Raw genomic sequence first — 15,537 nt, forward strand, 5'->3', positions numbered from 1 at the left:
ACACTTTTTTAGTTGAGTTCCACCGCTCAGATCTCTGCGGATAACCAAGGTATTGAATAATGCTAAAGCCCAGCGTTTTTCAATACCTCAGTTATTCCTCAAGATCTACCGAGCGGTTCCACAACCTGTTAGTCCGCCAACTCCGCATAGTCAAAGTTATAGAAGTTGGCTTCTCGGTTATACCCGGCGTAGTCAACGGCTGCTAGGCCAACGAAGGCTCCGGTGAAGAAGCCGCCATAGGTTTGTAAGACGTAGTCGTCGGAGACAACCGCAGCGTCCAGTTCAACTGGAATATCCTGCCAGGTTTTGCCGTCCAACGAGTAGGCGTAGGAGTAGCTTGACGTCCGAACCTTTGTCTTAAACCAAACGGATTGGGTGCCCGCTGGGATTTGAATGGCGGCGTCCTTAAGGAAGGAGGTGTACTGGTTATTGTCGTTTTGGGCCACTTCAATCACATGACCTCGTTCTTCATCCCAGGTAATGAAGACCCAAGAATAGTGTTTGTCATTATAGAAATTCGTTAAGCCGGCCATTTGCTGGTAGGAGTAGGGGTCAAATTCAACCTTGACTTGGGCGTCAAAGTTGAAGGCTTGCCAGCGTAAGCCAACGAGGGATACGTCGAAGTTGCTGGCAAAGGATTCGTGGCCCACCAGCGTGAGTTTACCGTCACCAGTGCGGCCCATATGAGAAGTAAACGGAATTCGCAGGGTGTTCCACTGAGTGGTATCCAGATCACCCGTAAAGTTATCGTGGTAGGAATGATTATCCGGGGCATCCGTGTGAATAGCGTCCTTAGGGGCCTCAACAAACGTTTGCCCGCCGTGCCCGCCGACAATTCGAGGCCAGCCCTCGGCATCCCATTCAACCTTTTGGATGGCCGTTTCCCGGCCCAGAGTGCACCAGCCGCGGGGATCCCAGACGGATTCGGTATCGTGATGCCACGGACGACCAGTCAGGGAAGCATAGTACCATTCGCCGCCGGGGGTGCTAACTAGAGCGCCGTGCCCTTGTTTTTGAAGGTAGGAGTCGGGGGTATCAAAGTTGGTAATAAAAGGTTCACCAGGTTCGGTAACAAAGGACTCGGCAGTTAAGCTAGCTGAACGGGCCACCACTTCTTGGTGGGTCCAAACGGTCCCTCCCTGAGCGGCAAATAGATAGTACTGCCCCTTAATTTTATAAAGGTGGGGACCTTCCACTAACTTAACGTCCGTGCCCCGGTAAATTGTTCGTGCCGTTTCAGGTTTCACCCGTAAAGTTTCTGGATCAATTTCGGTCAGGGTAATGCCGTTAAACGGCTGTTTGTATTCCCGGTGGTCCCAAGTTTGCTGCACGAGGTACTTACGGCCATCGTCATCGTGAAAGAGGGATTCATCAAAGCCAACGCCGTTTAAGAGGGTTGGTTTCGTCCACGGGCCCCGAATGTCAGTCGCCGTGGTGACGTAGTTATGCATATCCTTGAAGGGTCCCTCAGTCACCTTGACGTCGGTAAAGACTAACCAAAATTTACCATCAGCGTAAGAGAGGTCGGGAGCCCAGATGCCACCCGATGCGGGATTACCCGCCATATCAAGCATGGTCACGCTGGCTAACGGTGAGGGTAGTTCGTTCCAGTGCACCATATCCTTGGATTCATGGAGGCGAACACCGGGAAACCATTCAAACGTGGAGTTAGCAATGTAGTAGGTATCACCAACCCGAATCATACTGGGATCGGGGTTAAAGCCGGGGAGTACCGGATTTTGAATTTTCATGGGAATCATCCTTTCGTTTTCAAAGTTAGGCGTTTTGTTTGGTCAGTTCGGCCTTCCGTTGGTCAGCTAATTCATGGTTCATCTTGTCAACGTCGGCATCGGTCAGGGGGTACTTGCTCATAATCCACATGGCGACGAAGGCGAGAATAATCGGAATCCAAATCATGGACCACGTGATTCCAGAAAGGGCAGTTGCAGTCTGAGTCGGCTTGTTTCCGTTGAATCCGACGAAAGCGTTCACATATCCGGGGATGATACCACCTAAGGCAAGCCCGATCTTAAAAAAGAGTCCCATCAGGGAGTTAATTAAGGCGGCTGACCGTTTATGGGAAGTATATTCACCGTATGTGACAACCTCGGGAACCATGGACCACATGTAGCCCGTAGCGGAGGTAATTCCCCACTGTTGGATGAACCGACCGGCGTAACCTAGGGCAATGTGGTTCTTGAATTGAGGGAAACCCCAGATCCACAGGAGGAGACTTCCGACGATGAAGAGGCCGAGGAATAAGTAGAAGAATCCTTTCTTCCCAATGACCTTTTTAACCTTAGGCCAGAGGAAGACCAGGAAAATGCCGGGAATGGAACCAATGAGGCCGATTGAAGCCATCCACTCGGAATGGCCGACGTTGTACTGCATAAAGAAGGGCCACACGGTGTTGCCAAAGAACATAAAGGTAAACCCAATGAGGAAGAATCCGCCAAGTACCCGGAGCGGTTTATTCCGTTTGAACTCCGTAATTAAATCGGAATACTTGACGTTTTCGGTCTCGGCTTTGGTGGCAACGACCCGTTCCTTAACCCCGAAGTAGGTGAGCATGAGGAGGCCAAACCCAATAACCATGTAAATCATCATGACCTTGAAGTAGGCGGGGCCGGCAGCCCGGGATGCATAATTTCCGAGGTTTAAGTGGATCCCGAACATCCCAATATCCTTATTGATTTTATCTGGGGATGCCATTTGAACGAATAAGGGCAAAAACGTGTAAACCATTAAGTTTCCGACGTTGGCTTCGGTCATCCGGATGGTGGTGATACTAGAGATTTCGTCCGTATCCCGGGTGAGAGAAGCGTTTAACGAACCGTAGGGAATGTTGACGAGGGAGTAAACCATCGCGGTCGCTAAGTATGAACAGAAGGCGTAGATGATACTGCCATGGACGGCCGGAATGGGGAGAAAGAGGAGCGCCGTTAATACGGTAAGGGGAATTCCAAACCAGAGCAGGTAGGGGCGGTATTTCCCCGCCTTGGGGTTTCGTTTATCCACGAAGGCCCCGACGAAGGGATCCCAAAAGACGTTAACCCACCGAACCACTAAGAAGATGGTAGCCCCGGCAGCAGCCGAAATGCCGTCGACGGTTGTTAAGTAGAAGAGCAACATGGAGCCAACGGTCCCGAAGATCAAGTTTTGGGCCAGGTCACCGGCACCATAAGAAATTTTTTCAAACAGCGTCAGTTTGGCAAACTCGTTTGACGGTTTGGTTTCCTTTGGGGTCTGAATTGTGGTATCTGCCATTCAATAAACTTCCTTTCTATTTGTGACGAAGGTGAAGCGGTGTACCATGAAAAACGGTCAAAATGTGCGCACATGAATGACGGTGGCTGATGCTAAAACCTAGCAGCTTGTTAAGTTGGTTTTGGCAACAAACTAACTACAAAGAGGATAACACATTTAATTTAACTTTGAAACCGGATTCACAAATGAAAAATAGTCATTTACGGGAATTTACCGAAAACTCATTGAAACCGATTTCTAAAATAATCCCTACACATCCGGCAAAGTGTTGGTAAACTCGCCGTTTGCCGGTAAATAAAAAACTCCGACTGCTTCTTCAGGATGAAGAGAAAAAGCAGACAGAGTTTTAAATTTGGATAAATTTCATTAGTGAGCGGAGTGGGTGACATCGGTTATCTCAACGTCTTTTTCAACTCCGGCCCGGTTTCTCAGGGTCATTTCAATTTCTTCGAGTGACCGGCCCCGGGTTTCAAACACATTAGAGTGAACGAACCAAATGGCCACGAAACAGATAATGCCATAGCCGATAAAGAGGCTGCCCGTACCAAAGAAGTTGAGTAGGGGTGGGAAGGTTAACGAAACGATCATGTTGGCGCCCCAGTTAATGATGCTGCTGAAGGAATTGCCAAGTCCCCGAATGTTTAACGGGAAGACTTCCCCAATCATTACCCACATAACGGGGCCCCAAGTGGCCGAGAAGAAAGCAATGTAAATGGTTAAGGCGAGCACACAGATAACGGCCGCCGTCGTAGATCCCTTAGAAAAGTGCATGGCAAAACTCATGATAAACAGGGAGATTCCCATGCCAATAGCACCCCCAATGAGCATCTTTTTCCGGTCAATTTTATCCATAATGGCTACTGCAACGGCCGTGACAATCACGTTGAAGATCCCAATCCCAATGTGGGCGATTAACGCGGCTGAAACTCCGAAACCGACGTCCGTAAAGATGGTTGGGGCGTAGTAAAGTACCGTATTACAGCCCATGATTTGCTGGAAGACGGCGAGACCGACCCCAATCAGTAAAGCGGGGTGAACCATCTTGCTAAATAGTTCGGTCCATCCGCCGCTTTGCAGCTTAGCCTGGGCTTCGATTTGGTTTAGCTCGGCGTTTGAAGCCACGGCATCGTTATGGTTCATCTGCATGATGACCCCTTCGGCTTCAGCGACCTTTCCCTGTTTGACGAGGAAGCGGGGACTTTCAGGAAGCAGCAGGCCGCCAAAGAAAAGGATGGCGGCGGGGAGGGCAGCGAACCCGAGCATCCAACGCCAACCGGTATAAATACCGGAAAAGCTGTAGTTGGTTATGTAAGCTAAGAGAATCCCAGTCATGACCATCAGCTGGAACAGACTGGAAACCGTGCCCCGTTTGTCGGCGGGAGCTAACTCTGCGAGGTAGGTGGGGATTAAAGCGGATGCGGCACCCACGCCCATTCCCAGGATAATCCGAGAAATAATCAGGGACCAAAATTCTGGGGAGAAGGCGGAACCTAACGCGCCGACGAAGAAGATAATGGCGGAGAGTAGGACTAGCTTCCGCCGACCGTAACGATCGGACATTGGGCCGATGATAGCGGCCCCTAACATGGCGCCCAGTAAGACGGCACTGACAACCCATCCCTGCTGCCACGATCCGAGGTTCAGCTGCTTTTGAATGAAGAGGATTGCCCCGGAGATTACCCCGGTGTCGTATCCAAATAGTAACCCGCCGAGTGCGCCAAAGAAATAGACGAACCCTGTTGAGACTTTATGCATGTGTTTCACGCTCCTTTTAAAATGGGGAATAGGGTTTATTGGTTGGTTCTTAAAACCAACCAACTTGAGACGAAGAAAGTATAGCTCTAAATAAATGATATTGCAACCGCTTTCTAAAAGGACTAGACACTCTCGACAAAAAGTCGAAACCGGAAATAATTAATATCGAACAGACATTCGGATTTATAGTGGGATATGTTAAAATAGGGAACATCAAAAGACGTTTGGAGGAAACAGCATGAGTTTGGAATTTGTGTTAGGGGCGGCCAGTCTGGATCATCGCTCGGTGTTAGTGGATGAATTAGCAACGGAACTAACGGAACATCCCAATGACCAGTTTTATTACTTGGTGCCCAACCACATTAAGTTTGAATCAGAGGTGGCGATTCTATCGCAGCTCAAACACCAATTGGCCCCTGATCAGGCCCTATTTGCTCAAACTCAGGTTCAGGTTTTCTCAATGAGTCGGTTGGCCTGGTACTTTATGAAGAACGAACCGGTCTACCAGGTCCCGCGACTATCAACGGCTGGGACGAACATGCTGTTGTATCAAATTATTAAGGCGCACCAAGCCGAATTGACCGTTTTCCGGGGTGAAGTCGAGCGGCCCGGATTTTTAACCCAGTTAACTCAGCAGCTCGGTCAGTTAAAGGTGGGGCGGATTACCGCGGCCGACCTAGTGGACGTGGTGAACGGGATGGACGACGACAATCCCGCGGCACTCCAAGGCAAGCTGCACGATTTACTCATTATTTATCAAGCCTTTGAAGAGGCGACGACGGGTCAATTTATTGATAACGCTGATATCCTAAATCAGCTTACGCGATTCCTGATCACGGAAGATCTCAGTCACGCGCACTTTTATATTGAAGGACTTTCACAAATGACCGCTCAGGAACGGCAGTTGGTGGACATGCTGGTGCAGCAGTCAGCCTCCGTTTCCGTGGCGTTAACGTTAGACAAACCGTACGTTTCAGCACGACCAGAAAAACAGAATTTGTTCTATCAATCTGGCAAACTGTACCACCAACTATACGTTAGCGCCCGGGCCGCCCACGTCAAAATCTTATTAGACCGGTATGCTAAACATCCGCGGGTATGTGCGGACTTAGTTACCCTCGATCGGTACTGGCAGGAGTCAACAAATATGACGCCCATAACGGCACCCCAGTTAGAGAATTCAGCAACCGTTCAAATTTTAGCGGCTGATAATCGGTACGTTGAAGTGGCTCAGGTGGCGACCAGGATTCGGCAGATGGTGGCCACCGGGAACTACCGGTACCAGGACTTTCTTGTGTTGACGCGGCATTTAGCCCCGTACCAAACGGTGATTGATCCCATCTTCCGCATGCAGCAGATTCCGTACTTTGATGATGCGGACGTGGCCATGGCGGACCATCCCTTCGTGGAACTGATCAACGCCCTGTTTGACATGGATCGGCGGCATTACCGTTATGGTGACGTGATGCGGGTACTGAAAACGGAATTAATGTTGCCCGTTAACGATCAGAATCATCCCTTAGATATCCCGACTTACCGCCAAGATTTAGCGTTAGCCGAGAACCTCGTACTAAAAAACGGGTACGAGGGTGAACAAAAATGGACCCAGGATCAGGACTGGCAGTACGCCTGGTTTACCGAGGGTGACGATGGGATCGAAACCACCCGAAATCAAGAGTTAACGGCGAAAATCAACGTCATTCGTCACTTTGTCAAACAAACCTTTCCTCCGTTTTTCAAACGGCTGAACCGAGCAACGACGTACCGGGAGGCCCTCACCATTTTGTACCAATTTTTAGACCAGCATGGAGTGGTCGACCAACTGCAGGGCTGGCGAAATGAGGCCTTAGAAACGGGCGACTTAGTTCGGGCCGGTCAGCCTGAACAGACGTGGGCGACATTCTGCGACATGCTGGATGAATTTGTGGCAATCTTAGGGGATGAACCGTTTGACCTAGCGGACTTTCAGGCGCTGATGCAGGCGGGATTTGAGGGGGCGTCGTTCTCCCAAATTCCGTCCACGTTAGACCAAGTTTTAATCTCTGAAAGCGGGATTACCCAGGCTGGCAACCGAAAAATCACCTTTATGATTGGTTCCACGGATAACACGATGCCGGACAGCAACGTCAGCGAGGGTTTACTGTCCGACTTAGACAAGACCGTCATGATGAATCAACTGGATGAAACGGTCGAAGCTGACGAACCAGACCATTACCTGCCGGATGATGCGGCAACGCAGCTAGCGGGTGAACCCTACCTTAACTACTTGGCGTTTTTGGCCTCTAGCGAGCAGTTGATTTTTACGTATCCGTTAAGCACGGGGGATGACGCCGATGCCCGGCTATCCCCGTACGTTGCCCGGATTCAAAAGTACTTTAACTTGAAACCCCAGCATTGTCCGGCCAATCCAGCCCCTGACAGCGAGCAGATGTTAAGTTACGTGGGGACCCCCAGGGCAACGCTGCGGCATCTCGTTCAGGCTAGCCATCGAAGTGATCAAGATCAGCTGCCCCTGGCTGCCAGCTGGGTGTACGTTAACCATAAGCTCCGTAAAAACATTGATTTAGCGCCCTTAACTCAAACGCTGCTGGGGAGTTTATCGTATCAAAACGTCCCTCAGACCCTAAACCAGGACGTGGTGGCCTCCCTCTATGGATCGACAATTAACACGTCAATTTCCAAACTAGAGGAGTACTACCGGAATCCGTACGCCTACTTCTTAAAGTACGGTTTAAAACTTCAGGAACGGGACGTTTTTGAAATGTCGCCGGCGAATATCGGGGAATTCTTTCACGCCGTGATGGACCAACTGTTAAAGCTGATCCACGAACAACGGGTGAACCTCGCGGATTTAGATGAACAGCAAACAAACGAACTAGTGGATGAAGTCGTTTCAAAAACGTTAGACACCGAAGAAAACCCCCAATTTACCATTTTGGAGAGTTCGAACCGGATGGGGTATATCCGGGATCAGCTGATTCAAACCATTAAGCAGATGGCGGGTATCCTTCATAAGCAAAGCCAGCATACCCGGATGCGATCCCAGCAGACGGAAGTGATGTTTGGTCAGATAGGGGCCAAGCAGGGGCTAGCCTCCCTGGACTTTAAGCTGCCACAAGACCGGGAAGTTCGGGTCCGCGGGAAGATTGACCGGATTGATGCTCTCCGATTAGACGATAAGACCTATCTGGGGATTGTGGACTATAAATCAAGCGACCATAAGTTTGACTTTGGCCTCGCCTACTATGGGGCGGCCATGCAAATGATTACGTACCTAGACGCCGTTCGGCAAAACCTGGCCGAGTTAGCGGGGGATAGTAACGGAGACGTTCAATTGGCCGGAGCCGTGTATTTACACCTAAAAAACCCCGTGCTAAAACCCACCGATTTGCAGAAGGATGACTTTGCAACGGCCCTACTAAAGAACGATCAGTATAATGGGTTACTGTTGAACGATCCCGAATTTCTGGACGAAATTGACGATGCCTTTGCTAACGATAGGACGGGGTACTCGAAGTTGTATAAGGGGGTTCAAAAGAAGAAGGACGGATCCTATTCCATGAAGGACGTCTTAGTCACCCCCGAAGAATTAGACCTGCTGATTCACAATACGGAACGGCGAATTAAGGAAGCGGCCGCCGCTATTTTTAACGGTCGGATCGATTTAACGCCGCTACGGTTTGGCGGGGTCGATCTAGCGATGCCGTTTTCACCGTACAAAAGCATTATGCAGTTTGATCCGATGCTTCCCGAAAATAACTACCGGGATTTGAACCGGATGAAGAAACAGGACATCTTAGATCGACTACGGGAAGAACAGGAGGATCAGCATGGCGAAATTTAGTTTTACGGAAAATCAGGATAAGGCGATTCACCATTCCGGCCATAACCTGTTAGTTTCCGCATCCGCTGGGTCCGGTAAGACTCGGGTTTTAGTTCAGCGGGTGATTGAAAAGATTAAGGCGGGCACGTCCATCGATCAGTTATTGATCGTGACGTTTACCCGGGCTGCGGCAAAGGAAATGCGCGATCGCATTCAGCAGGCGCTCAGAAAGGAATTAGCGGACGCGGAAGGAGAGCCAGAGCGGCAACAATTCCTGCTGCAGCAGTTGAACCTACTTCCCGTAGCCGATATTAGTACCCTCGATTCCTTTTGTCAGCGGTTGATTAGCCGCTACTACTACGTCATCAACCGGGATCCCGTTTTCCGGCTGCTTGGTGATGAAACGGAACAGGCACTGCTTCAGGATGAGGTTTGGAATGACTTAAGGGAGCAGCTATATACCAAAGACCAAGATGGCACCTTTAGTGCGCTCACTGCTAATTTTTCGGATGATCGCAGCGACCAGGGATTAGCGAACTTAGTTTTACAAGTTTATGATTTTGCTAACGCTAACCCAGCGCCCGCCCAGTGGCTAGCGGATTTGCCCAAGCGCTATGAATTAGACGGTAAGTCATTAACCACCTCCACCTTTTACCAGGCGGAAGTCCTACCCGTTTTACAAGCCCAGCTGGATCAGATGATTCATGACTTGACGAGTGGCTACCAAACGGCTGCTACGGCAGGTTTGGATACCCGGGTTGACTATCTCAATGCCATGACCAGCCAACTAGTTGAGTTAAGGGAATCGTTGGGGGACCTGAGTTGGAATGACCTGCGCGACCGGGTGACCACGTTTGACTGGGGGAAGATCCCCACGAGTCGCAAAAAGGATGAGGCCTACGAAGCAGAGGTCCGGGTTAAGACTTACCGGGATACGGCTAAGGATGCCTTGAATAAACTGGGGGACCAATACTTTCAGTTTAATGAGGGCGACACGGTTGATCTGATGACCCATGCTCACGGATTAGTGGCCAAGTTAGCGGAGGTTGTCTCCCAGTACATTCAGGCCTACCGGGCGGAAAAGCAGCGACGGCACGTGCTGGACTTTTCTGATTTAGAGCACGATGCCCTCGCCATTGTGAGCGGCACCAGCGATGAATCCAGTCAGGTTCGGCAGCTGCTGACTCAGCACTACGCTGAAATTATGGTGGACGAGTACCAGGATACGAATGCGCTTCAGGAAGCTATTTTGACGAGCATTAGTCAGCCGGACCCGGGAAACCTTTTTATGGTGGGCGACGTTAAGCAGTCGATCTACCGGTTTCGGCAAGCGGATCCGACGCTATTCGTTTCCAAGTACGAACGGTACGGGGATGGGACAACTCATAACGAACTAGTGACACTGCCCGATAACTTTCGGTCGATGCGAAACGTTGACCAGTTTACCAACCTTGTCTTTACGCAGCTGATGAACCGGGACCTAGGGGAAGTCGACTACTCCGGGGATAACGAACTGGTTTTTGGGGCCACTTACTATCCGGACGACCTGCCCCCCGTTGCTAAACTCCTGGTCTATGAGTCCGAAGATGACCCGGATTCCCAACCCGATGGGGAACCGGTAAGTGAAACGGGATTGATTGATAATAAGGTAAAGGGTGAAATTGTGATGGCCGCCCGTCAAATTCAGCAGCTGATTGCCGATCAAACTCTAATTTACGACCGTCAGTTGAATGAGAAACGGCTGATTGAATACCGCGATATTACGCTGTTAACGCCCACCAAGGCGAATAACCTGACCATTACCGATCTCTTTCAGAAACTTGGCATTCCGGTTGCCGTGAATAATGCGCAAAGCTACTTTAAGACGACGGAAATTCAAACGATGATGGCGCTGTTAAGCGTCATCGATAATCCCTACCAGGACATTCCGTTAACGGCCGTCTTGCGGTCGCCCATCGTGGGGTTGGACGAAAATGAACTAGCCGCCCTCCGGCTCGTGAATAAAACGGGGAATTATTACCAGGCGGTTCTCGACTTTATGGACCAGTACCCCAAGGGCGATTTAACCATTGAGGCCCAACTGCCATCCGTAGATTGGATGACGTTATACCATAAATTGAAACGGTTCTTAGGGCAGCTGCACGGCTTTAAGGAAGTAGCACAGCAAAACGAGTTAGTGGCCTTGATTTGGAAGATTTACCAGGAAACGGGCTTCCTTGACTATGTCGGCGGGATGCCAGCGGGAGAACAACGGCAGGCTAATTTGCACGCCCTGTACGATCGGGCGAAGGCGTACGAACAAAGCAGCTTTAAGGGCCTATTCCAATTCGTTCGATTTGTTCAAAAAATGCAGGGCCGGGATAAAGATTTAGCCGTGGCCGAGACCCAATCAGCAACGAACGCCGTTTCCGTCATGACCATTCACGGAAGCAAGGGGTTGGAATTTCCGGTCGTCTTTCTCATAGATGCGTCCAAACGGTTTAACCAGCAGGATCAGCGGGGGAAATACGTCATGACGGCTAAGCAGGGCATTGGGATTGACTATTTGAACCCTCAAACCCGGGTGAAGGCCCCAACGTTGCAAAAGCAGATGGTGACGAACGCCATCCAAACTGCCAGTCTTTCGGAGGAAATGCGGAAGCTCTACGTGGCACTAACGCGGGCGGAACAACAGATTTACGTTGTGGGCACCCATAAATCGCAGGAAGAGGCCCTGTCCATTTGGCAGGATGCGGACCAAAGCGACGGCTTAGTCCTTAACGCCACCATTCGGGCTAAAAACGCGAACTACTTGGACTGGATTGGCCTTAGCCTTTACCGGCACCCCGAGTTTAGCGCCCAGTTTGATGGTGTGGGGGACTCGTTGGCTGAACTATCGGAAGACCAGACGAGTTTTAGTGTGGTATTTAAGACCAAGCAGGAGTTAGAGTTAGAGGCGGTTAACGATGACCATATGGGAGCAGACTGGTTAGCTGACTTAACTAAGAAAACGGCGGCCGCTAAGTTTGAGGCCGTGGACGTCGACCGGATTGACCAGATCATGGACTTTAAGTATCGCCACCAAGTGGCCACGGCCACCACGGCGTACCAATCCGTATCGGAAGCGAAGCGGCTGTTCGATGATCCGGATAATTTAGAACTTGGAAACTACCAGCCCGGCAGCCACGGCCACCTGGGTAACCGGTACGTTGAAACCGACTTTAAACGACCCCAATTCCTCCAGACGGTACGGGAACCACTAGCGACTGAAATCGGGAGTGCCACCCACTTGGTGCTTCAATCGGTTGATTTGACGGTCCCAGTGACCGCTGATTCCCTGCATGAAACGGTTACCCGGTTAGTAGCAGATCAGGTGATTTCTGCTGAAGTGGCAGATCGAATCGATGAAGTCGGCATCTTAACGTTCTTTAACAGTTCCTTAGGTCAGCAGCTGTTGGCCCATCCCAAGGACGTTCACCGGGAAGTTCCGTTTTCTCTCTTAATGCCCGCTAAGACGTTATTTGCTGATTTTGACGACGCCACATCGGAAATTTTGATTCACGGAATTATGGACGGTTATTTGGTGACGAAGGACGAGGTCATCCTGTTCGATTACAAGACGGACTACGTGGATGTCACTCAGCAGGAAGCCGCCGTTGACCAGATTGTCGAACGATATAGCGGCCAAGTTAACCTCTATGCGGCGGCCCTAGAACAGATTTTAAACCGGCCGGTGACCAAGCAGGGGCTTTACCTGCTGCGGACGGGTCAGCTAGTTGCCGTTCCAAAGCAGAAAGTCAGATTGTAAGACGCGGGCAAAGTGTAATTTGCTGATTCATAAGTCAAAAAAGGGGTCATAGCGAAATTCGATCAAATCGATCGGATCTCACTATGACCCCCTTTTGATGCGGGCTGAATTTTAACCGGGTAAGTTGACGGCCGAGATTAAAATAAAAATCATGGCGGCAATCACGGCTAGCAGTCCAGTGGTGAACCGCGTAAAAAGATGGTGGTCATGGCGGGTAAGCAATGCCACAATGGTGCTTAAGACGAGAATTCCCACGGTGGCCATGATAATTAGTTTGAGTTTGACATCGGCGTTAGCGGACACGTTCCCACCCCATTTCGGTTAGTTAAAGTTATTATACGCTGGTTGTTGGGGTCCGTTCAATCTGCATGGCCGTTCCCATGCCGCCTCCAACGCACATCGCGGCAACTCCGGTTGTTTCGTTATCGTGGATCAGGTCGTAGAGCAGCGTGACGATGAGCCGGGCCCCCGTCATGCCAATTGGGTGGCCTAGCGCAATGGCGCCCCCGTTGACGTTTAGTTTATCCGTTGGTAGGGCCAAGTCACGTTCAATCGCAACACTCTGGGAGGCGAAGGCTTCGTTGACTTCGAAGCGGCCCACTGCCTTTTGATCCGTTTGGGTCCGGGCCAGGAGGGCGGGAATGGTCTGGACGGGAGCATAACCCATGATGGCGGGGTCAATCCCCGTTTCCTGGTAGCCGCGAATAACAGCCTGGTAAGGAATATGGCGGGCATCAGCCAGTGAGCGGCGCATTAGAATTAATGCGGCAGCCCCGTCATTAATCCCCGCTGCGTTACCGGCGGTGACTGTGCCATCCGGTTTGAAGGAGGGCGAGAGTCGCGCCAATTTTTCTAAACTGGTATCGGGACGGATGGCCTCGTCGGTACTCACAATCACGGGTCCCTGCCGCGTTTGAACGGTGACGGGGACGATTTCGTCGGTAAAGCGGCCGCTTTCACGGGCCGCAGCGGCTTTCATATGGGACGCTAGCGCAAATTGATCCTGCTGATCACGGGAGACGTGAAATTGATCAGCAACGTTTTCAGCGGTGATCCCCATCGGATAGTGGTTAAACGCATCCGTGAGTCCATCGTGTTCCATACTATCTGTGAGTTCAAGGGAACCGAACTTATGGCCAGTGCGCATATCGGGGACAAGGTAGGGAGACTGTGACATACTTTCGGTGCCCCCAACTAGCACGACATCCGCATCCCCAACCTGAATGGCAGTTTGACCCAGGTGGATGGCCTTCATGCTGGATCCGCAGACCTGATTAATGGTCATGGCGGTACTCGTTACGGGAATTCCCGAGTTTAGTTCAATCTGTCGGGCAACGTTTTGACCTGATCCCGCTTGTAAGACGTTCCCAAAAATGACTTGATCCACCGATTGGGGATCGACGTGACCGCGTTTAAGGGCGGCCTGTGCGGCACGGGTGCCTAATTCGACGGCGGAAAGGGAGCTCAATGCACCGTTTAACTTTCCGATCGGGGTCCGAACCGCACTCACAATCACAACTTCATCTAACATTCAGGAAGTCTCCTTTTTCGTTTTATCGAATCCTAAGCATAACTTATTTTAAGCCGGTTGTGGAGCGAAATGGTTAAAACTTAAAAAACGTCAGGAAATTTTGCTTTTACGCAAGTTTCCTCTATAGTAGGTATCAGAAAAACGAGGGGGTCACATCATGGCAGCTGAATTCAATCAATCGGAATACTGGCGGGAACTAACACCTAACCAGCAGCGGTACGCTAAATCAATTGTTAGTCAATTTAGGTCGGCGGCAGAAGGAGCCGGATTGAACTGGGATCGCTTAACGTCAGGTGAAGTAGGAACGCTAATGGTGAACGAGTTTCCCCGTACCACTGATGAACCGCGTCACTTTTACGTGGCGGTAGTTCCCGTTATGACGGCCTACTTCACCTGGCGGAAACCCGAGCAAGCGGACGATTATGCGACCGTGCTGAAACGTACCCGGACGGCGATGCTGGCGGCAAGCGAAGAACCCGCTCCGGATGTAGCCATTGATCAACAGGAAGCCAAGGTTGATCGCTGGTTAGAGTTGTTGGACCAGGTGCCGATGATTGAGAATTTATCTGATCAGGACCAGCAGCGAGTCGTGACGATTTTGGATGCGTTTGGCGACCTAGCCTTAATTGGGTACCGCACACAACCGGTAGATTGGTCGCCGAAACTCTTTGAGGCCATCTTCTTTGGTCGGTTTACACAATTGTTAAGTCCAGATGAAAGAACCGCCGCCTTATTCCGGTTGCTACCCATGACGTTATCCGTACTGGTGGAGCAACTGAAAGCGACCCACCAACTCTCTGAGCAAACGGCGATGGATTTAACGGCGTGGGTTAAACTGAATCACGATAATTTGGTGCACCTTAGCGACCCGCAATTTGAGACTTACTTCCATAAACTGGCGTTACTAATGCAGCAAGCGGGGATTGACCCAACGGATACCACAGCGGTCGATGAATTTACAACCAATTATTTACATGAACATCCAAAGGAAGGGGTCAAGTTGTTTTCATCCCTAACAAAGGGGTTGAAACCATCTCGGTCCGACCGCAAGAGTTAGCGGCGGTCCAACGGCTTTTAAACGGGCCTGATTAAGAACTGCAGCGCAGGTTAACAAGGCTTCTTACAAAAATGAAAAAAAGTTTGAAAAAGTAGTTGACGGATTTGTAATTCGCGTGTATATTTAAACACGTTGTCATCGACAGACATCAACTAGACCAATTCAAATAAGTAAAAAAACTTGTTGACAGGTTGTTGATTAGATGATATAGTTATAAAGCTGTCACGAAGAAATGTTCGTTCAACGCAAACGTTGATAAATCAAAATTTGTTGTTGACATCATTTGAAAGACATGCTAAACTAATTAAGTTGCTTCG

General features: G+C 50.3%; 8 protein-coding genes. 3 read left to right on the plus strand and 5 right to left on the minus strand.

Going from position 1 to position 15,537, the window contains the following annotated elements:
* Positions 1-128 precede the first annotated feature (128 nt).
* The 3 genes from DCM90_RS06445 to DCM90_RS06455 all read right to left on the minus strand — a co-directional run bounded on the left by DCM90_RS06445 (position 129) and on the right by DCM90_RS06455 (position 5,022).
* Entirely contained in the window at positions 129-1,751 is a 1,623-nt protein-coding gene (locus tag DCM90_RS06445) for a glycoside hydrolase family 43 protein (RefSeq protein WP_109250503.1), read from the minus strand.
* Between the two features lie 25 nt (positions 1,752-1,776).
* On the minus strand, positions 1,777-3,267 hold the full coding sequence (locus DCM90_RS06450) for an MFS transporter (protein ID WP_109250504.1): 1,491 nt from the start codon (positions 3,265-3,267) through the stop codon (positions 1,777-1,779).
* A gap of 366 nt (positions 3,268-3,633) precedes the next feature.
* Entirely contained in the window at positions 3,634-5,022 is a 1,389-nt protein-coding gene (locus tag DCM90_RS06455; protein WP_109250505.1) for a sugar porter family MFS transporter, read from the minus strand.
* Between the two features lie 238 nt (positions 5,023-5,260).
* Between DCM90_RS06455 and DCM90_RS06460 the strand changes: the two genes are divergently transcribed.
* Positions 5,261-8,866, plus strand: coding sequence for a PD-(D/E)XK nuclease family protein (locus DCM90_RS06460; protein WP_109250506.1), 3,606 nt, complete (start codon positions 5,261-5,263; stop codon positions 8,864-8,866).
* Positions 8,853-12,632, plus strand: a complete 3,780-nt coding sequence (gene addA, locus DCM90_RS06465; RefSeq protein WP_109250507.1) for a helicase-exonuclease AddAB subunit AddA — start codon at positions 8,853-8,855, stop codon at positions 12,630-12,632. The genes DCM90_RS06460 and addA overlap by 14 nt, the downstream gene beginning before the upstream one ends.
* 111 nt (positions 12,633-12,743) lie before the next feature.
* Here addA and DCM90_RS06470 read toward each other — a convergent pair whose 3' ends face one another.
* Entirely contained in the window at positions 12,744-12,935 is a 192-nt protein-coding gene (locus tag DCM90_RS06470) for a hypothetical protein (RefSeq protein ID WP_109250508.1), read from the minus strand.
* Between the two features lie 31 nt (positions 12,936-12,966).
* Complete coding sequence (locus tag DCM90_RS06475) at positions 12,967-14,163, minus strand: acetyl-CoA C-acetyltransferase (RefSeq protein WP_109250509.1); 1,197 nt, start codon at positions 14,161-14,163, stop codon at positions 12,967-12,969.
* Between the two features lie 157 nt (positions 14,164-14,320).
* Here DCM90_RS06475 and DCM90_RS06480 point away from each other — a divergent pair, with 157 nt between their 5' ends.
* On the plus strand, positions 14,321-15,220 hold the full coding sequence (locus DCM90_RS06480) for a hypothetical protein (protein ID WP_109250510.1): 900 nt from the start codon (positions 14,321-14,323) through the stop codon (positions 15,218-15,220).
* Positions 15,221-15,537: the final 317 nt, after the last annotated feature.

Origin of the sequence: Levilactobacillus bambusae, from assembly GCF_003124125.1 — a bacterium.
Lineage (GTDB): Bacteria > Bacillota > Bacilli > Lactobacillales > Lactobacillaceae > Levilactobacillus > Levilactobacillus bambusae.